Below are 21,916 nucleotides of genomic sequence, written 5' to 3' on the forward strand. Positions count from 1 at the left end.
GATTCAGCACTATGTCACGGCGTGCGGTAAAGCTCCTCGATCGGCTTCAAGTTGTCGTCGATCCGAATGACCGCGACATACTCGGCTGGCTTGCGCAGTTCCATGTCAGTAATGACAGTGCCCTTGTAGAACAGCGGGCTGCTGTGCTCGAAGTTTCCGTCCGTGTTGCCGAGCGCCACCCACATGGCACCCTCGCCGTCGCAGCCACCGATGCCGCATTCCTGGAAGAACGCACCGGGGCACCTGTTCTTGCCATCGATCTCGCCCATGAGCTGCCGATTGCGCTCGCCCACCGTCGGTTCGTTCACCATCCGCGGCGCGGGCGGAACCGCCGTGGACGCGGACCGCGCCGGCGTCCGGAACAGCTCCTCGCCCTTCTGCAGGTGATCATCAAGCCGGTAGACGACCACCATCTGGACGTCGTCCCTCAGTCGGAGTGGTGTAGGCCTCGTCGTTCGCGCGCCGAATCGACGGAGTTATTCCATGGATCACTGAGAAAGACACGTAATTTGCGACGCCAAGGACGCCGAAACCCGACGAAGATATTAGGGAAGGCCCACGTACGTAGTTCCTTCGATTTCAATAGGGAGCCCGAACGAGTGATACCTAGCGCCGCCGGCGCAGCCATCCTCGCAATGCCAGCCCGCCGACCGCGCCCGCGCCGAGCAGTCCGGCGGACGTGCGCGCGTCCGGGCCGCGCCGCACCTCGATCGTCGGCCGGATGATCGCCGGAGCGGGCGGCTGCGGCACCGGCGGGCGCAGGTTCTCCTTCGCCGTTGCCGTCCACGCCGTGACGAAAAGCAGGAACCGGGACACCAGATTGGCGAACACCAGCAGACCGATGATCGGGCCGAACAGCGCTCCGGTCGGCGAGCTGGCCACGCTCGCCAGGTAGATCGTCGCGACCTGCTTGAGGATTTCGAAGCCGACCGCCGCGATCAGCGCGCCCTTCATCGCGGACCGTGCGTGCACCCGCTCACGCGGCAGCCGGGACAGCACCCACAGGAACACCAGCCAGTTGGCCGCCAGGGACAGCACGATCGTGCCGACTCGCAGCAGGAACAACGCCCAGCTCTCGTCCTGGAGCCCGACGAGCTTCAACAGCAGGTGCCCGAGACCGCTGCCGGCGGCGGTCAGACCGAACGACACCACCAGCGCGATGCCCAGTCCGAACAGCGACAGCAGGTCCTTGCCGGACCGCTTGAAGAACGACTCCTTGGGCTTGCGGGTCATCCCCCACAACGCGGTGAGCGCGTCACGCAGGTTGCTCATCCAGCCGAGCCCCGCGTAGAGCGCGCCGAGCAGACCGAACACGCCGACCGCGCCGCGCGACTTGATCGCCTGGTCGACGACGTCGTTCAAGGTGTCACCGAGCCCGGCCGGCGCGGAGGAGGTGATCCCCTCCTGCAGCTCTCGCAGCAGGTCCTGGTTGCCGGCGAGCACGAATCCGGCGACCGCGAACGCGATCATGATCAGCGGGAACAGGGACAGCACGCTGAAATACGTGATCGCCGCCGCGTAGTGGTTGCCGTACCGCTCGTCGAAGGCGTCGTTGGCGCGGATCAGGTGGTCGATGCCCGGCCGTTTCCGGCGCACCTTGTCCAGCTTCGACTCTTCCTCGACTGGTTCGTCAACACTGGTCGTCACGGCTGAAAGTTAGCCCCACCAAGGTGGACCCGCAATGTGAGTCCACAATGGACAGACGGGCTACGGGCGGAGGAACCCGACCTTCTCGTAGGTCCGGGCCAGCGTCACCGACGCCACCTCGCGCGCCCGGTCCGCGCCGCGGTGCAGCACCTTGTCCAGCTCGGCCGGGTCGTCCAGGAACGACTTCACCTTCGCCTGGAACGGCGTGACGAACTCGGTGACCACCTCGCCGAGATCCTTCTTCAAATCGCCGTAGCCCTTGCCCTCGTAGGCGGCCTCCAGGTCGGCGATCGTGCGACCGGTCAACGACGAGTAGATCGCCAGCAGATTGCTCACGCCCGCCTTGTTCGCCGGATCGAAGACGATCTCCCGGCCGGTGTCGGTCACCGCCGAGCGGATCTTCTTCGCCAGCCGCTTCGGCTCCTCCAGCAGCTCGATCACACCCGCCGGCACCGACTTGCTCATCTTCGCGGTCGGTTCCTGCAGGTCGAAGATCTTCGCGGTCTCCTTCGGAATGAACGCCTCCGGGAGCCGGAACGTCTTGCCGTAGCGGGAATTGAAGCGCTGCGCCAGATCGCGGGTCAGCTCGAGGTGCTGGCGCTGGTCCTCGCCGACCGGCACCCGATCGGTCTGATACAACAGGATGTCGGCCACCTGCAGGATCGGGTAGGTGAACAGCCCCACGCTGATCCGGTCGGTGCCGATGCGCGTCGACTTGTCCTTGAACTGCGTCATGCGGCCGGCCTCGCCGAAGCCGGCCATGCACTCCATCACCCAGGACAGCTGCGCGTGCTCGGGGACGTGGCTCTGCACGAACAACGCCGAGCGGTCCGGGTCGATGCCGAGCCCGAGCAGCTGGGCGGCGGACACCCGGGTGTTCTCGCGGAGCACCTTCGGGTCCTGCTCGACGGTGATCGCGTGCAGGTCCACGATGCAGTAGAACGCGTCGTGATCGTCCTGCATGGCCACCCACTGGCGCAGCGCGCCGAGGTAGTTGCCGAGGTGGAACGAGCCGCTGGTCGGCTGGATTCCGGACAACACCCGTGGACGGCGCGTCGTCTCCGCCGTCTGACCCGCATCGCTTGGCACGGCGGGAATTCTTCCAGACCCCAGAAGTCCCCGTTCAGGGGTTCGCGCGGAGCCTCCGTCGAGCTACGGTCGATGTACGGGGAGTGAAAGGCGTTCCATGGCTGATGTGGATGTCGTGGTGATCGGGGGCGGGCTCGCCGGTCTCACCGCGGCGAGGAGTCTGATCACGCGCGACCGAAGCGTGCTGGTGCTCGAGGCGCGGGATCGCGTCGGCGGGCGGCTGGAGAGCGTGCGGATGCGCGAGGCGGACGCCGTGCTCGATCTCGGCGGCCAGTACGTCGGGCCGACGCAGCACGAGATCATGTCGCTGCTCGACGAGTTGGGCGTGCGCACCGAGACGACCAGGGACACCGGCGATCACGTGGTGCACCTCGGTTCGCGCCTGCTGCGGTACGCCGCCGAGCCGAAGCTGAGCCTGCTCACCATGCTGGACCTCGGGCGCACCGTGCGGCTGATCGACTCGACCGCCCGGCGGATTCCGCCGCACGCGCCGTGGAGCGCGCCCAGCGCGGCCAAGCTGGATGCGCAGACGTTCGCGGAATGGTTGCGCCGCAAGGGTTTCACTCCACGTGGGCGGGCGCTGCTGGCCGCCGTCACGCGCGCGATCTTCGCCGCGGAGCCGAGCGAGGTGTCCGCGTTATGGGCGCTGTTCTATGTCGCGTCGGGCGGCGGGTTCGACCCGCTCACGGCCACCACCGGCGGGGCGCAGCAGGACTGGATCGTGGGTGGCGCGCAGCAGGTGGCCGAGCGGCTGGCCGCCCGGCTGCCGGTGCGGCTCGGCACGCCGGCGACCGCGATCGACTGGAGTGAGCACGGCGTCGAGGTCGCCGCCGGTGGCATGACGGTGCGCGCCCGCCGCGCGGTGCTCGCCGTGCCGCCGCCGTTGGCCGGACGGCTGATGTACCGGCCGGCGCTCCCGCCGGACCGGGCGCACCTCACCCAGCGGATGCCGATGGGCTCGGTGATCAAGGTGCACGTGGTGTACGAGCGGCCGTTCTGGCGCGAGGCCGGGCTGTCCGGGCAGGCGGCCGGCGACAGCCTCCCGGTCGGCATGGTGTTCGACAACTGCCAGGAGCCGGACGGGCCCGGGGTGCTGGTCGGGTTCGTGGACGGCGCGCACGCGGCGGAGGCGAGCCGGCTGGACCCCGAACGGCGGCGCGCGATGGTGATCAGGTGTCTGGCGACCTACTTCGGCGCGCAGGCCGAGCATCCGATCGGGTACGTGGAGCGGGATTGGAGCACCGAGCCGTTCAGCGCCGGGTGCTACGGCGCGTTCGGCGTGCCCGGCACGCTCACCCGGTACGGCAAGGCTCTGCGCGACCCCGTCGGCCCCCTGCACTTCGCCGGCACGGAGACCGCGACACGGTGGGCGGGCTACATGGACGGGGCGATCCAGTCCGGACGGCGCGCGGCTGACGAAGTGGACCTCGCCCTCCGCTGAGTTTGGGGACTTTAGCGGGCTAAAGTCCGCACCTCGGAGCGGCGTGCAGGGCTGTGACGTGCGGAAACGCGGAGAGCGGCCAGGAGTGGTCGGCGATCGTGGGCGTTTTGTCCGACTTAACCCTGCGAAAGTCGCGAAGCCGCTGGTCAGGCCACGTTGTCGGCGGGCAGCGGCTTGGTCGGCGGGCCCGGGTCGGGCAGCACCGCGTCCAGCTCCAGCGTCTCGGAGGGCGAGGTGCGGGTGGCTGAGATGCGTGTGACGGCGTTCCGGCCGCGGCGCACCAGGCCGAAGATCAGCCCGACGATGCCGAGCGACACGGCGACGACCCCTACCGGTCCGTCGAGCCCGAACGGCACCGACTCGTCCGCCGCGAGGTGGCTCGTGTCGGCCACGGTCTCCGCGGACGCGGGCACCGCCGCGACCACCAGACCTGCGACGGCGGTCAGGAACAAAACCGACACACGGCGGAAGATCACCGTGATCGAACGGCCACCCCGGCGGGCAACTCCGTTGCGCACTGCTGCGCCCCTTCTGCGATCCAGTCCCCGAGCGTTCACCCGTTCGAGTGACGCTCTCCCCGGCAACCGACCAAAAGCTACCGCGAGTGTCAACCCGTCGAACCCGGTCGACACTGGCGGGTGAGAGTAGTCGATCAAGCGCGCTGCGTTGCGATGGGGGCTCACCCCGGCGCGTCGCTACTTCCTGACCAGCTTGAGCGTGGTGCAGCCCTCGAAAACGACCCGGCCGGTCAGCTCGGGCGCGTCCGGCGGCACCGGTCCGGGAAGGTCGACGTCAACCATCCCGTAACCCTCGGGCTGCTCGATCCACTCGTGCTGTTTGAGCAACACTCGCCCGTTGATCACGGTGCCGATCATCGAGAACTTGCCTCGGGCGGCCTTGGGATTCGTCTCGAGTGGGAAGAACTCGAACACCGCGGTGACGGCTCCGGCCCTCGGCGGATCGACGGCGAGCCGCAGGCCGGTCTCGCCCTGGTTGCACAGGTAGGTGCCTTCCCAGAGGCCGGCGAGCCCGGTGAGTTCGGCTTGTCCGGGTGCTTCGATGGCGATCGGGTTGCCGATCACGGGCTTGGCGCAGCCGGCGGCGGACAGCGCGAGTGCGGCGGCGACCGTCAGCGCGCGTGCGGCACGGTTCAATGTCGCTCCCGGGTCGTGGATCTGGTCGGCCCACGGGTGCCAGACTGATCGCCGTGAGCACGGTGACCGTACTGGGCGGGTGCGGCGCGTGGCCGGAGGCGGGGCGCGCGTGCAGCGGGTTTCTGGTGTCGCACAACGGGTTCGATGTCGTGGTGGATCTGGGGTACGCGACGTTGCCTCGATTGTTGGCGCATCGGCCGGGTGGGGAGGTCGATGCTGTGGTGATCACGCATGAGCATCCTGATCATTGTGTGGATCTGACTGGGTTGGCTCGGGTGCGGGCGGCTTCTTCGGCTGGGCGGATTCCGTTGTACTGCACGCCGGGGGTGGTGTCGCGTAACCGTGCTATGGAGCCTCGGCCTTCGTTGGATTCGTTCTTTGAGGTGCACTCGCTACCTGGGGCTTATCAGGCGGGGCCTCTGCGGTTGGAGTCGTGGGTGTTGCCGCATCATGTGTTGAACGTGGGGGTGCGGCTTTCGTTTTCTGGGCTGGTGGTCGCGTTTACGGGTGACACCGGACCGGATCCGGCACTGGCTGAACTGGGGGCTGGGGCGGATTTGTTTGTGGTGGATTCGACTTGGGTGGACTCGCCTCCATCTGGCGAGGATGAAGGGAAGTTGATGACGGCGCGGGAGGCGGGGGTTTGGGCGGATCGGGCTGGGGCGCGGCGGCTTCTGCTTACGCATTTCTGGCCGGGGGCGGATCGGGCTCTTGGGGTGGCGCGGGCTCGGCTTGGGTTTGCTGGGGAGATCTTTACGGCTGAGGAGGATCTGGTGGTCTCTCTTTAGTTTCTCGGCGTGCTGGCTCTGGGGTGTGGCGGCGCGGAATTGTGCGGGAGGCCCTAACCGCAGGCGCTACGGGCAGGCTCCGCCTGCCTTTTGCCCGTACCGCGCCGCCACACTCTTTCTGCTTTTGATTCACCCCATAGTGGTGGACCTTTTTCGGTAGAATACAAGTATGAGGGACAACAACTAATCGACGAGCTACGGGCTCGCGAAATCCACATTCGACAACTCGAATATGAACGACTACAACTCGTCCACGAAATCCATGAGCAAGGCATCGCGAAAGAAATGGGCGCCTACTCCACAGCATCGTTCCTCCGTGACACCGTGCGGATCTCACCCGCCGACGCACGCAGGCGAGTAGCGGACGCCAACGCGTTGTTCGGGTCGACCACACTGACCGGCCAACCCATCGAAGCGCCGCTACCTGTGGCGGCACGAGCACTCGCCTCCGAGTCCATCAGCCGCGACCACGTGCAGGTTGTGCGCGCCACGATCGACAAACTCCCACCCGAGCATCACGCCGACGTGGAGCAACTCCTCGTGGACGAGGCCGAACGCTTCGACCCGGTCAAGCTGGCCACCCGGACACGGGCGCACCTGCAACCAGAACAAGTTGTCCTGGAAGAACAAGCCGCGCGCAAACGCATGGAATTCGAGTCCGTGGGTGCCGGCTGTTCTCGCGTTGTTTGGGATCGGCTCGTTTGTCGGGGTCACGCTTGCGGGTCGCAACACTGTCAGCATCAGGCTTGGGGTGGTGGGGTTTTCGATTCTGGCGGGGGCGGTGGGATTCGGGGTCGGCTCGACATTGAATGTGGGCTCAGTGGTGCACCCCGGCGATCGCCGGGGTGGCGGTGGGTGATGGTGCGGGGCACGCCGCGTTGTGGGTGAGCTTCGGGTTCGCCGCGGCTGCGGGGGTGCTAGCAGTCGCGGCCGGGCAGCGCCTTCAGGAAATCCGCTGACGCCCACCGGTTGTCGCTCAGCTTCCGGAAACCGTTCTGCACGGTCTTCTCGGCATCGGTCTGCGCGTCCTTCTTGTACGAGCCGACCTTGGGCGCGTTCTGCTCGGGGCTCGACCGCACGTTGAGAATGTCCGCGGTCACCACCATGCGGCACTGCGTCGAACTGGAGCTGGACGACGACGAGGTCTGCCCGCCCGGCGAGGCGGCCGCCTTCTCCCGCTGCTTCTCCGACCCGAGCAGGTACAACACGAGTACGCCGGCAGCCACCGCGATGATGATCAAGACCCGCTTGCCAGGCACGCCGCACGCTCCTCCGCGTTTTCGTACTGGTTCAGGTATAGCTCAGTGCGCCCCTCAGTCAACAGGGGCACCGCCGAACCACTCGAACGCGCACACGGCCCGATCCCTCGGGACCGGGCCGTGTGACGCGCGAAAGATCAGGCCGAGGCCATCTTCTTCTGCAGGTTCTCGTCCAGCGTCGCGAGGAACTCCTCGGTCGTCTGGAACTCCTGGTCCTTGCCGATGAGCAGCGCAAGGTCCTTGGTCATCTTGCCACTCTCCACGGTCTCGATGATGACCTTCTCCAGCGTCTCGGCGAACCCGACCACGTCCGGCGTCGAGTCCAGCTTGCCGCGGTGCTCCAGCCCCCGGGTCCACGCGAAGATCGACGCGATCGGGTTGGTGGAGGTCGGCTTGCCCTGCTGGTGCTGGCGGTAGTGGCGGGTGACCGTGCCGTGCGCGGCCTCCGCCTCGACCTTGCCGTCCGGAGTCATCAGCACCGAGGTCATCAGGCCGAGCGACCCGAAGCCCTGCGCCACCGTGTCGGACTGCACGTCACCGTCGTAGTTCTTGCACGCCCAGACGTAGCCGCCCTCCCACTTCAGCGCGGCAGCCACCATGTCGTCGATCAGGCGGTGCTCATAGGTGAGCCCGGCGGCGTCGAACTCGCCCTTGAACTCGGCGTCGAAGATCTCCTGGAACACGTCCTTGAACATGCCGTCGTAGGCCTTGAGGATCGTGTTCTTGGTGGACATGTACACCGGGTACTTCCGCTCGAGCCCGTAGCGGAACGACGCGCGCGCGAAGTCCACGATCGAGGAGCGGTAGTTGTACATCGACATCGCGACGCCGCCGTCGGCCGGGTACTTCGCGACCTCGAACTCCATCGGCTCGGAGCCGTCCTCCGGCGTGAACGTCACAGTCAGCGTGCCGGGGCCGGGCACCTTGAAGTCCGTGGCCTTGTACTGGTCGCCGTGCGCGTGACGGCCGACGATGATCGGCTTGGTCCAACCGGGCACCAGGCGCGGAATGTTCGAGATCACGATCGGCTCGCGGAAGATCACGCCGCCCAGAATGTTCCTGATCGTGCCGTTGGGGCTGCGCCACATCTTCTTCAGGCCGAACTCCTCGACCCGTGCCTCGTCCGGCGTGATCGTGGCGCACTTGACGCCGACGCCGTACTTGGAGATCGCGTTCGCCGCGTCGACCGTGACCTGGTCGTCGGTCGCGTCCCGGTGCTCGATGCCCAGGTCGTAGTAGTCCAGGTTGATGTCCAGGTACGGGTGGATCAACTTGTCCTTGATGAACGTCCAGATGATCCGAGTCATCTCGTCGCCGTCGAGCTCGACGACGGTCCCCTGAACCTTGATCTTGGCCATGTGCCGGGCCGCTCCCTTCACGTCTTCGTGCGTCCCTGGTAAACGGTACAAGCGTACTGCTAATCGGCCGCGTTGGCCCGCCCGGATGGTATGCCGCTCGTCGCTTTCCGACCGCGTCAAGGTATCTTGACAGCCATGGACCTCGAAGTGCACGGCCACCGCGGCATCATCACGTCCGACCTCCAGCTCACCTGCGACTGCGGCTGGCAGGCGACGGGCTACTTCCCGAGCAGTGAAGCCGCCGCCGAGCACTTCATGCGCGATCACGCCCTCGCCGAGCTGGAGTCGCGCCCGCCCGACTGGCTGATGACCAGGTCCGACGTGCTGCGCGAGCAGATCGAAGAAATGATCACCAGCCGGCCCGTGGTCGCGCTGCAGCTACTCGCCGAGATCGAGCGCTGGCACCGGCCGCTGACCGACCGCGCCGTGGCCGCCGCGCGGACCAGCGGGTCGACCTGGGCGGAGATCGGCGACACACTCGGCGTGAGCCGGCAGGCCGCGCACGAGCGGTTCAGCGCGGTCGCCGACCGGTAGCCGCTCAGCCGGGGTGCGCCCCGACCGCGTCGCGGATCTGCGCGCCGAGGTCGCCGTCGTTCGAGCGCGCGCAGTGCGCGCAGCAGTAGAACCGGCCCTCGACCTCGACGCCGTGGCCGAGCACGCGGCACTGGCAGTGCTCGCAGACCGGTGCGATCCGGGTGGCCGCGCACTCGATGCTGTCGAAGTTGTAGGTCTGCCCGCCGCTCGTGCGGACCTCGAAGGTCATCCAGTAGTCGTTCCCGCACACATCGCAGGTCGCCATGGACGTTGCGCCTCCTCGCGCGTTGGGTGCGTTGACCCCATCGAGGGTGCGCCCGCGTCGCCGAGCCGGCAACCTGGCGGTTCAGCCGTTCGAGGTGGAGCTTATATAAGTCGACGCTAATCAACGCTCTCGTCGGCCGGTCGTGCCAGGATGGCGCCATGGCAATCTGGCTGACCGCGGACGATGACGCGAACAAGCTGCTCGACACCGATCCGTTCGCCCTGCTGGTGGGGATGACGCTGGACCAGCAGTACCCGATGGAGGCGGCCTTCGCCGGGCCGAAGAAGCTCGCCGACCGGATGGACGGCTTCGACATCGCCAAGATCGCCGCGCACGATCCGGCCGAGTTCGAAGAGCTGGCCGCCACCCCGCCGGCGATCCACCGCTACGGCCGTTCCATGGCCCGCCGCGTCCAGGAGCTGGCCAAGACGATCATCGCCGAGTACGAGGGTGACACCGCCGTCATCTGGACCCGGGACAACCCCGACGCGGCCGAGGTCTTCCGCCGGCTCAAGGCGCTGCCCGGCTGGGGCGATCAGAAGTGCAAGATCTTCATCGCACTGCTGGTCAAGCAGCGCGGTGTCACGCTCGACGGCTGGGAGAAGGCCGCCGGCAACTACTCGGAGGACGGCTCCCGCCGCTCCATCGCCGACGTCACCGGGCCGGATTCGCTGCAGGAGGTCCGCGCCTTCAAGAAAGCCGAGAAGGCGGCCGCCAAGGAGAAGTGATGGCCGTCGGCAGTGAGCAACGCCGTCAGGAACGCCGACCTCGCATCGAAGCGCGGTTTCCGTCCGACCAGGTCGAGGCCGCGCTCGATCTGCTGCACCTGACGGACATGGCGTGGCACGACTGCTACAGCGAACTCGAGGTGCCCGCGCGGGTTCTGGACGATGTGCTGCTGCTCGCCGGCGGCGATCTCGCGCAATTGATCCGGATTTCGCGGAGTGCCGTGCAGGATTTTCGAGACATCCGAGTGGCTGCGGACGGCGTGCGCGCCAGGAATTCATGACAGGCGTTCGGTCAGGCCCGGCACGCCGGCGCCGGTGAGGTGCGGCAGAGCCGCCGAGCGCCCGGTAATCAGGAGCAGCAGCGCGTCGATAGGTCCGCGTACCTCGGCACCCTCGCCCGCGGTCCAGTCCACGTCGGTGGCGACGAGCCGGACACCGCGAAGCCTGCGCTTGGCCCAGAACGGCCAGCCCATGGTCCAGACCCGGTCGGCTCCGGCGCGGGCGGCCTCGGGTGACATGGCGCGCTCGCGCCCGAGCGGGATCGCGATGTCCTGGCCGTGCACGAGGACGTCGAACAGGATGTTGCGGTAGTTGGTCACCGGAGGGAGCCGGCGCGAGGCGGCGTGTTCCCGCAGCTCTTCGACGATCCGCTCGGTCGGCTGGTGCGCGTGGCGAACGGCGATGTCGTGGTTGAGCCGGTGGAAGCTGCCACGCGCGCGGACACCTTCGACGATCATCGTCCACGGCCCGGGCGGCCGCGGCGCGAGTGCGACGTGCGCCGCGACGTCCCGCACCCGCCAGCCGGCGCACAACGACGGCGTCTCCCATTCCTCGGCGGTGAGCGTGTCGAGCAGGTCGGCCAGGCTCAGTCGCTCCTGGGTGATCACCTGCCAGGCCGTGTCACGATCCATGACCCACCTGCTAACTTAGTCAGCGAGACTGACGAATATAGTCAGCTACTCTGACTACTGTCAAGGAGGGTCGTGGAGCTGAACATCGGGCTGCTGCTGTTCATCCCGTACCGCGAGCTGGAGAACCGGGTCATCGCGGCGCTGCGCGAGGCCGGCTTCGACGACGTGACGACGGCCCAGATGAAGATCGCGCAGCGGATCGGGCCGGACGGCACCCGGCTGACCGACTTGGCCGAGCAGGCGCAGGTCACCAAGCAGACCGCCGGCTTTCTGGTCGATCAGCTCGAGCGGGCCGGCTGGGTCGAACGCGTCCCGGACCCGACCGACAAGCGTGCGCGGTTGGTGCGCGTCTCCACGCGCGGCAAGCAGGCCATCCCGATCGCCGACGCGGTGGTCGCCGAGGTCGAGGCCGAGTGGACCGCGCACCTGGGCAAGCAGCGCATGGCCCAACTGCGCGCCAACCTCACCAAGCTGCGCGAGATCACCGATCCCTACGCGTGAGCCCGGGTACCCGCGGCCAGAAAGATCACGTCGGGCTCGCCGCGCGGGACGGGGACGGTGAGCGTCTCGACCTCGGCGAACGCGGTGGCGAGCGCGTCGGCGAAGGCGCGATCGTCGGCGGCGCTCCAGACGGCCAGCACGCCGTCCGGGGTGAGCCGGTCGGCCAGCAGCCCGGGGTCGTAGAGCTGCGCGTTGCCGTCCGTCACCGTCCATTGTGGACCGTTGTCGATGTCGAGGCAGAGCGCGTCGAACCGCTGATCGGTGTCGGCGAGCCAGCTCACCAGATCCGTCTGTACACAGTGGACGGTCGGGTCGGCGAGGGCGTCATCGTGCACCTCGCGCAGCGGCCCGCGATTCCATTCGATCACGGCCGATTCCCGTTCCACCACAACGATGTCGCCGACGCGCGGGTGATCGATCGCGGCGCGCAGCGAGAACCCGACGCCGAGACCGCCGACCAGCATCCGCCCGCCCTGCGGCATCCGGTCGGCCGCGGCGCGCACGAGCACCCGCTCGGACTCGCCGTTGCGGGTGTCCATCAGGAACGTGCCGTTCGCGATCACCTCGAAGTGCTCGCCGGCGCGGCGCAGCACGAGTTCGCCGCACTCACCTTCACGGCGATCGAGCACCTCCGATTGGGGGTCACCGAACACGGGTCAACCGTAACCGCAACCCTCAGGTTGCGCCTGCGGCAGTTCATGTGCAACTCTGAGGTAGCAGCTCAGGTGACGTAGTTCAGGCGAGGGAGCAGAGATGAACACCGACCGGATCGAGCGCGAGATCGTGATCGACGCACCCGTGCAGCGGGTGTGGCAGGTGGTCACCCAAGCCGATCACCTCGGCCGGTGGTTCGGCGACGCCGGCGCCGAGGTGGACCTGCGGCCCGGCGGCGCGCTGGTGCTGCGCTGGAAGGAGTTCGGCACCGGCCACCACCGCGTCGAGAGCGTCGAGCCGCCGACCTACTTCGCGTTCCGCGGATCCATCACGCCCGATGCGACCGACGTGGACGACAACAGCACGCTGGTCGAGTTCTTCCTTACCCCGCAAGGAGAATCGACCGTGGTCAGGGTCGTCGAGTCCGGCTTCGACGGCCTCGCGCTGCCGGCCGGGGAGCGCGCCAGGTACCGCGAGGGCAACGTCGACGGCTGGCGGATCAAGGGCGACGAGTTGCGCGACTACGTGGCCGCCCTGGTGTCGTAGGGCTCGCCTAGGGTCGGCGCATGGATCAAGCCGAGGTCCCGCCGGAGATCGACGAGAACTACCAGGACGCGATGCTCGCCCAGCAGGTCTGGGAGCGGCGCGAGTTCGTCCGGTGCGACTTCACCGACGGCGACCTGCGCGGCCTGACCACGACCGGGTGCACGTTCACCGAGTGCGACTTCAGCCGGTGCGACCTCGGCGAGTCGACCCACACCACGACCGCCTTCCGCTCGTGCACCTTTGAGCGCACGAACCTCGCCGAGATCACCTTCACCGGGTGCACGCTGCTCGGATCGAGCTTCAACGAGTGCCGGTTCCGGCCGTGGACGATCCGCGACACCGATCTGACACTGGTCGCGCTGGCGCACGCCGATCTGCGGAAGTCCACGATGGAGGGCCTGCGGCTGCGCGAGGCGAACCTCACCGAGACGGACCTGCGCGACGCCGACCTGAGCGGCTCGGATCTGCGGGGCGCGCGCCTGCTCGGCACCAAGCTGGAGAACGCCGACCTGCGCGGGGCCAAGATCGACGCCAACGGGCTCGTCCAGGCCAAGCTCGCCGGCGCGCAGGTCGACCTGGACACCGCGATCGCCTTCGCCGCAGCGCACGGCCTGCGCATCGACTCCTGACGTTTCGCGAGTCCCGCGCTCAGACACCCCGAGTCCCGCGCTCCGCATCGTGCAGGGCGCGGGACTCACCGGTGCACAGCGCGGGACTCGCGCGTTCGGGGAGGTGTCAGTGGGGGCGGCGGCGGTCCGGAACCTCCTCGAGGAACCCGTCCGCGACCAGCTCGCTGATCGGCCCCGGCAACAGGTACGCGGTGCCGCCACCGGGCTGGTCGAACCACGGGATCGCGATCCCGGTCAGCACCTCCAGCGACCGCGTCGTGCGGTACACCCGGTACGGCCGGTCGATCCACTCCGGCACCAGGGAGCGCTGCGCGAACGGCGTGCCGGCCGCGTAGACCAGGTTGCCGTCCTGATCGCCGAAGCGGTCGATCTCGGCGTCCGCCTCCAGCTCCGACATCCGCTTGCCCCGGAACAGGGTCAGCGGCGGCTCGCCGGACATCGGCTTGATCGGCCACTCCTGGCGCTGCGACTGCGCGCCCTGCTGAGGTGACGCCGGCGACTGGGCCGGCGAGGACTGGACCGGCGGTGGCTGGACCGGTGGGGGCGCCGCTGGCCTGGCCGTCTCCACCGTGGCGTGCTCGCGCGGCGGCATCGGATCCAGCGGCACGATGGGATCGCGCTGCTGCTCACGCGGCGGGAGCACGGGATCGCGCTGCTCACGAGTCGGCAGAACCGGCTCCGGCGGCGGCGCGAGCGGCACCGGAGGCGGGGCCGCCGGCCGCCGGGCACGCACGGTGTCCGCCCCGGACGGACCGCCCAGATCGGGCAGCGGCGCGATCAGCGTCCCGCCGCCGCCCCGCGAGGTCGGCTCCTCCACCGGCGCGCGCGCCGGAACGGTCCTGGACGCTCGCGCCGAAGGCTCGTCGAGAACCGTCTCCTCCTCCTCCTCGACGGGCTCCCGACTGTCCACAGTGGACTCGACCGGCTCCGGCTCGAACTCCGGCTCCCCCGCCACGACCGGCTCGCCGGCGTCACGCGGGGATCCCTTGTCCAGCAACAACTTCCCGAGCAGGAACGCCGAGGCGTCGGACGCGTCCTCGAAGTGCGCCGGCGCGACGAACTCGCTGTCGAACCAGCCGACCCGCCAGCCGTCCGGCACCTGCTCCATGGTCCAGGTGCGCGGCGCGGGCGGCCCGATCCGGTACGCCGAATCCGGCACGCCCAACTCGGCCAGCTTGGTGGCCAGCGCACCCAGCGCGTCCCCATCCCCCACCTGCGGCCGGGCGGACGACTCGGAGGTGACCGGCGAGGACGGCGCGTGCGTGGCGGCCTGCGGGGCAGGACCGGGCGGCACGACAGGGGGCGCCACCGGAGGCGTCACCGGAACGGGAGCAACCGGGGGCGCGGCCGGAACCACCGGCGCGACGACGGTCGCCGAACCGACCCCGGTCGACACCGGAGCACCGGCCTCCGCCGACCCCTCCGATCCGCTCAGGTACCGCGCGGCCGCCGTCTGCGTCTCCTCGTCGACCTGCGGCAACCGGAACCCCTGCGCCCGGATGTGATCCACCAGATCGGGCTCCGGCGGCACCTCGTAGGAGCGCAGGTAGTACTCCACGGCGGCCGGCCAGATCCACGTGCCGTCGCTCTGGAACGCCACCGGCACCGTCGGCCGGGCGTCCGGGTCCAGCCGGTCGATGTCGAACCCGTGGCCCGGTACCACGATCGGCGCGTTGGTCAGGTACGCGAGCAGCTCCTCGCGATCGGCGTCGGTCACCGGCACCCGCTCGAACACCGGGCGCCCGCTCGGCCCCATGCCGTCGAACACCCGCGCGATCCGGAAGTGCGGACCCGGCCGCTCCGGCGACAGCCCGGCCAGCCTGCGCATCAGCCAGTCCGGCACGTTGTCCTCGCTGCGCGGGAACATGCGCAGCTCGTCGGCGTAGGCGTGGGCGGGCGGCGGAGCCGACCACACCGGCTCGTCGCGGTCGTACTCCAGGTTGTAGCTGGACGGGCGGTCGAGTTGGTAGCGCGCGTTGAACCAACTGCCGCGCCCCTCTCTGTACATACCCTCACGCAGCCGGGCGAACAGGCGCGCGATGTCCTGCGGAACCGGCCACTCGCCACCGCCGTGTGTGGCGTGCATCTCACCGGTCAGTTCCTGGTGCCCGCCGACGGCGCGGTAGTACACCGTCACCTGCTCCCAGTCGGCGGGCGCGGCGCGCAGCAGGGCCAGCCCGATCTGCTTGACCAGGGCATCCTGGTCGGTCGGGTTCAGTTGAGTCGGTTGAGCCACTCGGACATCTTCTCCTGTCGACCGTCGTTCGGCACCCCGCCGGGTTTCGCCGGCTGAAAACCAGGCGCGGTATGTCGGTCTGTAACGGCACCCTGTCGGTGTGCTCGCTCCCTACCGTCGTCTCGCCGCTGTGAAAGGTCTCCCCGCCCTGCTGACGCTTGCCCTACTGGGCAGGTTGCACATGACGGGCACCGCGCTTGCTATGTCGTTCCTCATAGCCGGCTGGACCGATTCCTACGCGATCGCCGGTGCGACGGGCGCCGCGTTCACCCTCGGCTTCGGCATCTCCGGCCCGTGGCGCGGGCGCGCGGCCGACCGCGGATCGGCCACCAAGCTTCTGGTGATCATGGCAGCGGCGTACGGCGTCGGGACCGTCCTCCTGGTCGCGATGCCCACCGCGCTGCCACCGTCGGCCTGGGTGGTCGGCGTGCTGCTCGCGTTCCTGTGCGGGGTGGTGCAGCCGCCGGTCGGCCAGATCGGGCGGGCGCTGTGGCCGCGGATCACCGAGGGCGTGGTGCTCCAGGCGGTGTACACGATCGAGGCCACGATGCAGGAGCTGCTGTTCGTCGTCGGGCCGATGCTCGCCGGCCTGGTGATCGCGCTCGCCGGCGGACAGGCGGCGACCGCGGTGTGCGGTGCGCTGGCGGTGATCGGCGCGCTCACGTTCGCCGCGGCCCTGCACCGCCGGGGGCTCGGCCGGCCCGAGGCCCCGCCGCCCGACCAACGGCACAGCATCGGCTCGCTGTTCTCCACGCCGGGCATCCTGCCGCTGCTGGTGATGACGTTCTGCGCGATCGCGCCGTTCACCACGACCGAGATCGTGCTGGTCGCGTGGGCACGCGACCGCGGTGAGCCGGAGCTCGCCGGCGTCATGGTGGCCGTGTGGTCGCTCAGCTCGGCGGTGAGCGGGCTGATCGTCGGCGGTCTGACCGGACGGCCGAACCTGCGCATGCGGTTCGCCTGGATGGCGGCCGGCATCATGGTGATCGTGCCGACGCTGCCGCCGGTGGCGGGCGACTCGGTGTGGCTGCTCGGCGCCATGCTGACGCTCGGCGGCATCACGGTCGCCCCGGCGATCGCGGTGATGAACCTGCGGATCGGCGAGCTGGCGCCACCCGACCGGCGGGCCGAGGTGTTCGGCTGGCTGATGACCGGGGCGTTGGCCGGCAGTGCCGCCGCGCTGCCGGTCGCCGGCTGGCTGCTGGATCACGTCGGGCCGGCCGGTGCCGAGGCGTGCGCCGCGGTGTTCGCGCTGGCCGCGGCGGTGCTGGCGCTGCGGGTGCCGGACGCTCCACGCCCACTCGTCGGCCAGAATGCGACACCGTGACACTGGCCCACACGGCGCCAACCCGATCGGAGCGCGCCCTCGGCATCGCGCTGGCCGCGATCGCCGGGCTCGGGCTCGCCGTGCAGTCGCGGATCAACGGCGAGTTGGGTGCCCGGCTGCACGACGGGGTGCTGGCCGCGCTGATCTCGTTCGGCACCGGGCTGGTGCTGCTCGCGGTGATCGTGCCGTCGATGCCGAAGGTGCGCGGCGGGTTCGCCGGGGTGCGCACGGCGGTGCGTGACCGGTCACTGCGGCCGTGGCACCTGCTCGGCGGGGTGGCCGGAGCGACGTTCGTGGCGAGTCAGGCGTTGACCGTGCCGTCGATCGGCGTGGCGATGTTCACCGTGGCGATGGTGACCGGGCAGATGTTCTCCGGCCTCGCGGTGGACAAGGTGGGCCTCGGCCCGGCCGGTTCGCATCCGCTGACCCTGCCGAGGGTGCTCGGCGCCGGGCTGACCGTGGTCGCGGTGATCGGCGCGATGTCCGGCCAGCTCGACGGCACCACCGCGCTGTGGCTGCTCGTGCTGCCGCTGCTGGCCGGCTGCGGGATCGCGGTGCAGCAGGCGGTCAACGGGCGGGTGCGCGCGGCGGCGGACAGCGCGATCACCGCGACGATGATCAACTTCGGTACGGGCACGATCGCGCTCGGCATCGCCTGGGCGGTGTCACTGGCCGTGCGCGGCGGGCCGGAGCCGCTGCCCGGCACGCCGTGGCTGTACGTCGGCGGACCGATCGGCATCGTGGTCATCGGCGTCACCGCGGCGGGCGTGCGGTGGACCGGCGTGCTGCTGTTCGGGCTGACCGCTATCGCCGGCCAGCTCGTCGGCGCGGTGCTGGTCGACCTGCTCGCCCCGGCCGCCGACGACCACCTCGACACGGCCACCCTCATCGGCGCGGGCCTCACCCTGATCGCCGTCGGCATCGCGAACCTCCCGGCGCGACGGCGCGCCGGCTGAGGGTGCGGGGCGCGGAACTCGCGGGTGCAGGGCGCGGAACTCGCGGATGAGAGGATGGCTCGCGTGACCGCGACGATCCTGGACGGCAAGTCCACCCGTGACGCCATCTTCTCCGACCTCCGCACCCGCGTGGCCGCGCTGGCCGAGCGTGGTGTGACGCCGGGGCTGGGCACCGTCCTGGTCGGCGACGACCCGGGTTCGCACGCGTACGTGCGCGGCAAGCACCGCGCGTGCGAGAAGGTCGGCATCACCTCGATCCGCCGCGATCTGCCCGCCGACATCTCGCAGGCCGACCTGGAGGCGGTGATCGACGAGCTGAACGCCGATCCCGCGTGCACCGGCTACATCGTGCAGCTTCCGCTGCCGAGCCACCTCGACGAGGGCGCCGTACTGGAGCGGATCGACCCGGCCAAGGACGCCGACGGCCTGCACCCGGTGAGCCTCGGCCGGCTGGTGCTCGGCGAGACCGGCCCGCTGCCGTGCACACCGCGCGGGATCGTGGAGCTGCTGCGCCGGTTCGAGGTGCCGATCGCCGGCGCGAACGTGACCGTGGTCGGCCGTGGTGTCACCGTCGGCCGGCCGCTCGGGCTGCTGCTGACCAGGCGCAGCGAGAACGCCACCGTCACGCTGTGCCACACCGGCACCAAGGACCTGGCCGCCGAGGTGAGCCGCGCGGACATCGTGGTCGCCGCCGCCGGAAAGGTGGGGTTGATCACGCCGGAGATGGTCAAGCCGGGCGCGGCCGTGCTGGACGTGGGGATCACCCGCACCGAGGACGGGCTCGCCGGCGACGTGGCGGCCGGTGTGCGCGAGGTCGCCGGGCACCTGGCGCCGATGCCGGGCGGCGTCGGCCCGATGACCGTGGCGATGCTGCTGACCAACACGGTGGAGGCGGCCGAGCGGAGTCTGGCGGCGTGAGCATGGCCCAGCGTCCGCGTCCGTCTATCGCCATCCACGTGCCGTTTCTGCTGGTCATGATCGTGGTGGTGATCGCCATCGTGCGCATCTCGCAGTACCACTGGCGGCAGGGCGGCACGCTCATCGGCGCCGCGATGGTGCTCGCCGCCGCACTGCGCGCGATCCTGCCGTCCGACCGCGCCGGGCTGATCGCGGTGCGCGGCCGGGCGGTCGACACGCTCCTCTACGGCGGGCTCGGACTCGTGATCGTTTTCATCGCGCTGAGCATCGAAGGCGGCCCGCTGGACACTTGATAGCCTGCCGAGCGCCGGGCGCATCCCCGCCCGAGACCAAGCAGATCGGGAGGATCGTCCACCGTGGCAACTTCGGGTAACGCCGTCAACGTGACCGTCACCGGTGCGGCCGGGCAGATCGGCTACGCACTGCTGTTCCGCATCGCGTCCGGGCACCTGCTCGGGCCGGACACCCCGGTCCGTCTCCGGCTGCTGGAGATCCCGCCGGCGCTCAAGGCCGCCGAGGGCACCGCGATGGAGCTGGACGACTGCGCGTTCCCCCTGCTGTCCGGCATCGACATCACCGACGACGCGAAGAAGGCGTTCGACGGCACCAACGTCGCCCTGCTGGTCGGCGCGCGCCCGCGCACCAAGGGCATGGAGCGCGGTGACCTGCTCGAGGCCAACGGCGGGATCTTCAAGCCGCAGGGCGAGGCGATCAACGCCGGCGCCGCGGACGACGTGCGGGTGCTCGTGGTCGGCAACCCGGCCAACACCAACGCGCTGATCGCCCAGCGCAACGCCCCCGACGTGCCGGCGGAGCGGTTCACCGCGATGACCCGGCTGGACCACAACCGCGCGATCTCGCAGGTCGCCACCCGGCTGCGGGTCCCGGTCACCGAGATCAAGAAGCTGACGATCTGGGGCAACCACTCGGCCACCCAGTACCCGGACCTGTTCCACGCCGAGGTCGGCGGGCGCAACGCGGCCGAGGCCGTGAACGACGACGCGTGGCTGCGCGACACGTTCATCCCGACCGTGGCCAAGCGCGGCGCGGCGATCATCGAGGCGCGCGGCGCGTCCTCGGCGGCGTCGGCGGCCAGCGCGGCGCTGAACCACATTCACGACTGGGTCAACGGCACGCCCGAGGGCGACTGGACCTCGATGGCGATCCCGTCGGACGGCTCCTACGGCGTGCCCGAGGGCCTGATCTCCTCGTTCCCCGTGGTGTGCAAGGACGGCCGGTACGAGATCGTCCAGGGTCTGGAGTTCGACGACTTCTCCCGGGAGAGGATCGACGCCTCGGTCACCGAGCTCGGCGAAGAGCGTGACGCCGTGCAACAGCTCGGACTGATCTGAACGGGTGGACCTTCACCCGAACGGATGTAGCCCGTTCAGGATTAGTGCGCCGAAAGTGTGATTGCCGGCGTCATCGCGTCACGTCCGACCAGAATCGACATCTCGTCACCGACCGTCGATTCGGGGAGGGTGACAGAGATGACCACGGACGCCGTGCACACCGAGCAGCTGATCGCGCTGTACGGAGGCACCACACCGGTTCGATCGCGCTGGACCTACCAGGCCAGCTCGCCGTACACCGTGATCGCTGAGTTCCAGACCTCGCACGAGCGCTGGGTGCGGTGGATGTTCGCGCGTGAGCTGCTCGTTGACGGCCTGGTCGGCCCGGCCGGGATCGGCGACGTGCGGCTGCGGCCGGAGGGCATCCCCGGCCGCGAGATGCTGATCGTCGAGATCGAGTCGCCCGAGGGGCACGCCGAGCTGGAGCTGGACATCACCGCGGTGGAGGCGTTCGTGGACGCCACCGCCGAGCTCGTGCCGCTGGGCCAGGAGAGCGAGCACTTCGACGTCGAGCGGCTGATCGCGGAGATCACCAACGTCTGACCGTCGGTGTCACGCCGCCGGCCAGCTTGCCCGCACCGAGCGAAAGCCACGCCAAGGTCGGCCAAGAAGGTCGAGGGCGACCGCCGCCACGCCGAAGGCGTCTCGCCCAACCACCCACGCAACACGCAGCCCACCAACCCCGCAGGTAACCACCCACGCAACCCGACCACAGGCGTTTCGGCGAAGCCGAACCAGCGGCGGCCTTGCCCGAGCTGTCAGATACAGGGCACCCACACAGGCTTTGCTCCTGTTGTGGGTGCCCGACACATAGGTCGTCACGCCCTGGCGACCTAGCGTTCACGGCGTGAATCGTGGCACAGCTCACACCGACCTCTCCGGCCGAACCGCCCTGGTCACCGGCGGCGCCAACGGCATCGGCCGCGCCTGCGTGCACGCGCTGGCCGGCGCCGGCGCGAAGGTGCACGTCGTCGACAAGGACGGTGCCGCCGCCGAGGAGACGGCGGCCGAGGTGGACGGCCTCGCGCACGTCGTGGATCTCGCCGACCCTGCGGCCGTGGACTCCCTGCCGGCCGATGTCGACGTCCTGGTCAACAACGCCGGCCTGCAGCACGTCGCCCCGCTGCCCGAGTTCCCGCCGGCCACCTTCACGCTGATCCAGCAGGTCATGGTGACCGCGCCGTTCCTGCTGATCCGGCGCTGCCTGCCACACATGTACGCCCGCCGCTGGGGCCGGATCGTGAACGTGTCCAGCGTGCACGGGCTGCGCGCGAGCGCGTTCAAGTCCGCCTACGTCGCGGCGAAGCACGGGCTGGAGGGCCTGTCCAAGGTGGCCGCCGTCGAAGGCGCCCCGCACGGCGTGACCAGCAACTGCGTCAACCCCGGCTACGTGCGCACGCCGCTGGTGGAGAACCAGATCGCGGCCCAGGCACGGGCCCACGGACTGCCGGCCGACGAGGTGGTCGACCGGCTGTTGCTGGCGCGCTCCCCGGTCAAGCGGCTGATCGAGCCGGCGGAGGTCGCCGCGCTCGTGACGTGGCTGGCCGGCGAGCACGCCGGCTCGCTCACCGGCGCGTCGTTGCCGCTCGACGGCGGCTGGACCGCGAACTGAACACCCCGTCC

The 21,916-nt window shown here is 69.5% G+C and carries 27 protein-coding genes; 16 read left to right on the forward strand and 11 right to left on the reverse strand.

Translation table 11 applies throughout. From position 1 onward, the window contains the following. Positions 1-14: 14 nt before the first annotated feature. From EV193_RS18945 to trpS, 3 genes are all read right to left on the reverse strand, one after another. Complete coding sequence (locus tag EV193_RS18945) at positions 15-413, reverse strand: hypothetical protein (RefSeq protein ID WP_130345515.1); 399 nt, start codon at positions 411-413, stop codon at positions 15-17. Between the two features lie 193 nt (positions 414-606). Continuing rightward, positions 607-1,647 carry an inner membrane protein YhjD gene (gene yhjD, locus EV193_RS18950; protein ID WP_130345516.1) on the reverse strand — a complete coding sequence of 347 codons (1,041 nt, stop codon included), beginning with the start codon at positions 1,645-1,647 and terminating at the stop codon, positions 607-609. A 60-nt stretch (positions 1,648-1,707) separates the two neighbouring features. Then, complete coding sequence (trpS, locus tag EV193_RS18955; RefSeq protein WP_130345517.1) at positions 1,708-2,736, reverse strand: tryptophan--tRNA ligase; 1,029 nt, start codon at positions 2,734-2,736, stop codon at positions 1,708-1,710. A 97-nt stretch (positions 2,737-2,833) separates the two neighbouring features. Between trpS and EV193_RS18960 the strand changes: the two genes are divergently transcribed. Continuing rightward, complete coding sequence (locus EV193_RS18960; RefSeq protein WP_130345518.1) at positions 2,834-4,177, forward strand: flavin monoamine oxidase family protein; 1,344 nt, start codon at positions 2,834-2,836, stop codon at positions 4,175-4,177. 146 nt (positions 4,178-4,323) lie between these two features. Here EV193_RS18960 and EV193_RS18965 read toward each other — a convergent pair whose 3' ends face one another. Both EV193_RS18965 and EV193_RS18970 read right to left on the reverse strand, forming a co-directional pair. Further along, on the reverse strand, positions 4,324-4,638 hold the full coding sequence (locus EV193_RS18965; protein WP_130345519.1) for a hypothetical protein: 315 nt from the start codon (positions 4,636-4,638) through the stop codon (positions 4,324-4,326). A 234-nt stretch (positions 4,639-4,872) separates the two neighbouring features. Next, on the reverse strand, positions 4,873-5,331 hold the full coding sequence (locus EV193_RS18970) for a hypothetical protein (protein ID WP_130345520.1): 459 nt from the start codon (positions 5,329-5,331) through the stop codon (positions 4,873-4,875). Positions 5,332-5,384: 53 nt separating this feature from the next. Here EV193_RS18970 and EV193_RS18975 point away from each other — a divergent pair, with 53 nt between their 5' ends. Both EV193_RS18975 and EV193_RS34765 read left to right on the forward strand, forming a co-directional pair. Then, on the forward strand, positions 5,385-6,119 hold the full coding sequence (locus EV193_RS18975) for an MBL fold metallo-hydrolase (protein WP_130345521.1): 735 nt from the start codon (positions 5,385-5,387) through the stop codon (positions 6,117-6,119). Positions 6,120-6,209: 90 nt separating this feature from the next. After that, positions 6,210-7,007: a DUF222 domain-containing protein gene (locus EV193_RS34765; RefSeq protein WP_130345522.1), complete on the forward strand. Its 798-nt coding sequence runs from the start codon at positions 6,210-6,212 to the stop codon at positions 7,005-7,007. A gap of 29 nt (positions 7,008-7,036) precedes the next feature. Here the strand turns inward: EV193_RS34765 and EV193_RS18985 are convergent, their stop codons facing one another. Further along, positions 7,037-7,378, reverse strand: coding sequence for an SH3 domain-containing protein (locus EV193_RS18985; protein ID WP_130345523.1), 342 nt, complete (start codon positions 7,376-7,378; stop codon positions 7,037-7,039). 137 nt (positions 7,379-7,515) lie between these two features. Next, positions 7,516-8,736 (reverse strand): NADP-dependent isocitrate dehydrogenase, encoded by a 1,221-nt coding sequence (locus EV193_RS18990; protein WP_130345524.1) that lies wholly within the window; start codon positions 8,734-8,736, stop codon positions 7,516-7,518. 135 nt (positions 8,737-8,871) lie between these two features. Here EV193_RS18990 and EV193_RS18995 point away from each other — a divergent pair, with 135 nt between their 5' ends. Beyond that, positions 8,872-9,270, forward strand: a complete 399-nt coding sequence (locus EV193_RS18995; protein WP_130345525.1) for a hypothetical protein — start codon at positions 8,872-8,874, stop codon at positions 9,268-9,270. 4 nt (positions 9,271-9,274) lie between these two features. Here EV193_RS18995 and EV193_RS19000 read toward each other — a convergent pair whose 3' ends face one another. Beyond that, positions 9,275-9,535, reverse strand: coding sequence for a Prokaryotic metallothionein (locus EV193_RS19000; protein WP_130345526.1), 261 nt, complete (start codon positions 9,533-9,535; stop codon positions 9,275-9,277). 158 nt (positions 9,536-9,693) lie between these two features. Between EV193_RS19000 and EV193_RS19005 the strand changes: the two genes are divergently transcribed. Together EV193_RS19005 and EV193_RS19010 are read left to right on the forward strand one after the other, a co-directional pair. Further along, positions 9,694-10,263, forward strand: a complete 570-nt coding sequence (locus EV193_RS19005; protein WP_130345527.1) for an HhH-GPD-type base excision DNA repair protein — start codon at positions 9,694-9,696, stop codon at positions 10,261-10,263. After that, the gene (locus EV193_RS19010; RefSeq protein WP_130345528.1) at positions 10,263-10,544 is read left to right on the forward strand and encodes a hypothetical protein; all 282 of its coding nucleotides are present in this window, start codon (positions 10,263-10,265) and stop codon (positions 10,542-10,544) included. The genes EV193_RS19005 and EV193_RS19010 overlap by 1 nt, the downstream gene beginning before the upstream one ends. Here EV193_RS19010 and EV193_RS19015 read toward each other — a convergent pair. Further along, on the reverse strand, positions 10,539-11,174 hold the full coding sequence (locus tag EV193_RS19015; RefSeq protein ID WP_130345529.1) for a maleylpyruvate isomerase family mycothiol-dependent enzyme: 636 nt from the start codon (positions 11,172-11,174) through the stop codon (positions 10,539-10,541). The genes EV193_RS19010 and EV193_RS19015 overlap by 6 nt on opposite strands. Before the next feature lie 72 nt (positions 11,175-11,246). Here EV193_RS19015 and EV193_RS19020 point away from each other — a divergent pair, with 72 nt between their 5' ends. After that, positions 11,247-11,675 (forward strand): MarR family winged helix-turn-helix transcriptional regulator, encoded by a 429-nt coding sequence (locus EV193_RS19020; protein ID WP_242613498.1) that lies wholly within the window; start codon positions 11,247-11,249, stop codon positions 11,673-11,675. Here the strand turns inward: EV193_RS19020 and EV193_RS19025 are convergent. After that, a complete protein-coding gene (locus EV193_RS19025) occupies positions 11,666-12,328 on the reverse strand; it encodes a spermine/spermidine synthase domain-containing protein (protein ID WP_130345531.1) in 663 nt (220 codons plus the stop codon). The two genes, EV193_RS19020 and EV193_RS19025, sit on opposite strands and share 10 nt — an antisense overlap. A 100-nt stretch (positions 12,329-12,428) precedes the next feature. Between EV193_RS19025 and EV193_RS19030 the strand changes: the two genes are divergently transcribed. Together EV193_RS19030 and EV193_RS19035 are read left to right on the forward strand one after the other, a co-directional pair. Continuing rightward, positions 12,429-12,875 carry an SRPBCC family protein gene (locus EV193_RS19030; RefSeq protein ID WP_130345532.1) on the forward strand — a complete coding sequence of 149 codons (447 nt, stop codon included), beginning with the start codon at positions 12,429-12,431 and terminating at the stop codon, positions 12,873-12,875. Positions 12,876-12,895: 20 nt separating this feature from the next. Continuing rightward, positions 12,896-13,504: a pentapeptide repeat-containing protein gene (locus EV193_RS19035; RefSeq protein WP_130345533.1), complete on the forward strand. Its 609-nt coding sequence runs from the start codon at positions 12,896-12,898 to the stop codon at positions 13,502-13,504. A gap of 106 nt (positions 13,505-13,610) precedes the next feature. Here the strand turns inward: EV193_RS19035 and EV193_RS19040 are convergent, their stop codons facing one another. After that, positions 13,611-15,740 carry a TNT domain-containing protein gene (locus EV193_RS19040; protein WP_130345534.1) on the reverse strand — a complete coding sequence of 710 codons (2,130 nt, stop codon included), beginning with the start codon at positions 15,738-15,740 and terminating at the stop codon, positions 13,611-13,613. 181 nt (positions 15,741-15,921) lie between these two features. Between EV193_RS19040 and EV193_RS19045 the strand changes: the two genes are divergently transcribed. The 7 genes from EV193_RS19045 (at position 15,922) to EV193_RS19075 (ending at position 21,905) form a co-directional block, all read left to right on the forward strand. Beyond that, positions 15,922-17,067: an MFS transporter gene (locus tag EV193_RS19045; protein ID WP_130345535.1), complete on the forward strand. Its 1,146-nt coding sequence runs from the start codon at positions 15,922-15,924 to the stop codon at positions 17,065-17,067. Then, positions 17,064-18,023 carry a DMT family transporter gene (locus EV193_RS19050; protein ID WP_242613499.1) on the forward strand — a complete coding sequence of 320 codons (960 nt, stop codon included), beginning with the start codon at positions 17,064-17,066 and terminating at the stop codon, positions 18,021-18,023. The genes EV193_RS19045 and EV193_RS19050 overlap by 4 nt, the downstream gene beginning before the upstream one ends. 63 nt (positions 18,024-18,086) lie before the next feature. Further along, complete coding sequence (locus EV193_RS19055) at positions 18,087-18,941, forward strand: bifunctional methylenetetrahydrofolate dehydrogenase/methenyltetrahydrofolate cyclohydrolase (RefSeq protein WP_207222711.1); 855 nt, start codon at positions 18,087-18,089, stop codon at positions 18,939-18,941. Between the two features lie 38 nt (positions 18,942-18,979). Next, complete coding sequence (locus EV193_RS19060; RefSeq protein WP_423202187.1) at positions 18,980-19,234, forward strand: DUF3017 domain-containing protein; 255 nt, start codon at positions 18,980-18,982, stop codon at positions 19,232-19,234. A 63-nt stretch (positions 19,235-19,297) separates the two neighbouring features. Continuing rightward, complete coding sequence (locus tag EV193_RS19065) at positions 19,298-20,293, forward strand: malate dehydrogenase (RefSeq protein WP_130345537.1); 996 nt, start codon at positions 19,298-19,300, stop codon at positions 20,291-20,293. Between the two features lie 138 nt (positions 20,294-20,431). Continuing rightward, positions 20,432-20,836 (forward strand): SsgA family sporulation/cell division regulator, encoded by a 405-nt coding sequence (locus EV193_RS19070; protein ID WP_130345538.1) that lies wholly within the window; start codon positions 20,432-20,434, stop codon positions 20,834-20,836. A 304-nt stretch (positions 20,837-21,140) separates the two neighbouring features. Then, positions 21,141-21,905 (forward strand): 3-hydroxybutyrate dehydrogenase, encoded by a 765-nt coding sequence (locus EV193_RS19075; protein ID WP_130345539.1) that lies wholly within the window; start codon positions 21,141-21,143, stop codon positions 21,903-21,905. The last annotated feature ends 11 nt before the right edge of the window (positions 21,906-21,916 follow it).

It is taken from the genome of Herbihabitans rhizosphaerae, from assembly GCF_004216555.1.
In the GTDB taxonomy this organism is placed as follows: Bacteria; Actinomycetota; Actinomycetes; order Mycobacteriales; family Pseudonocardiaceae; genus Herbihabitans; species Herbihabitans rhizosphaerae.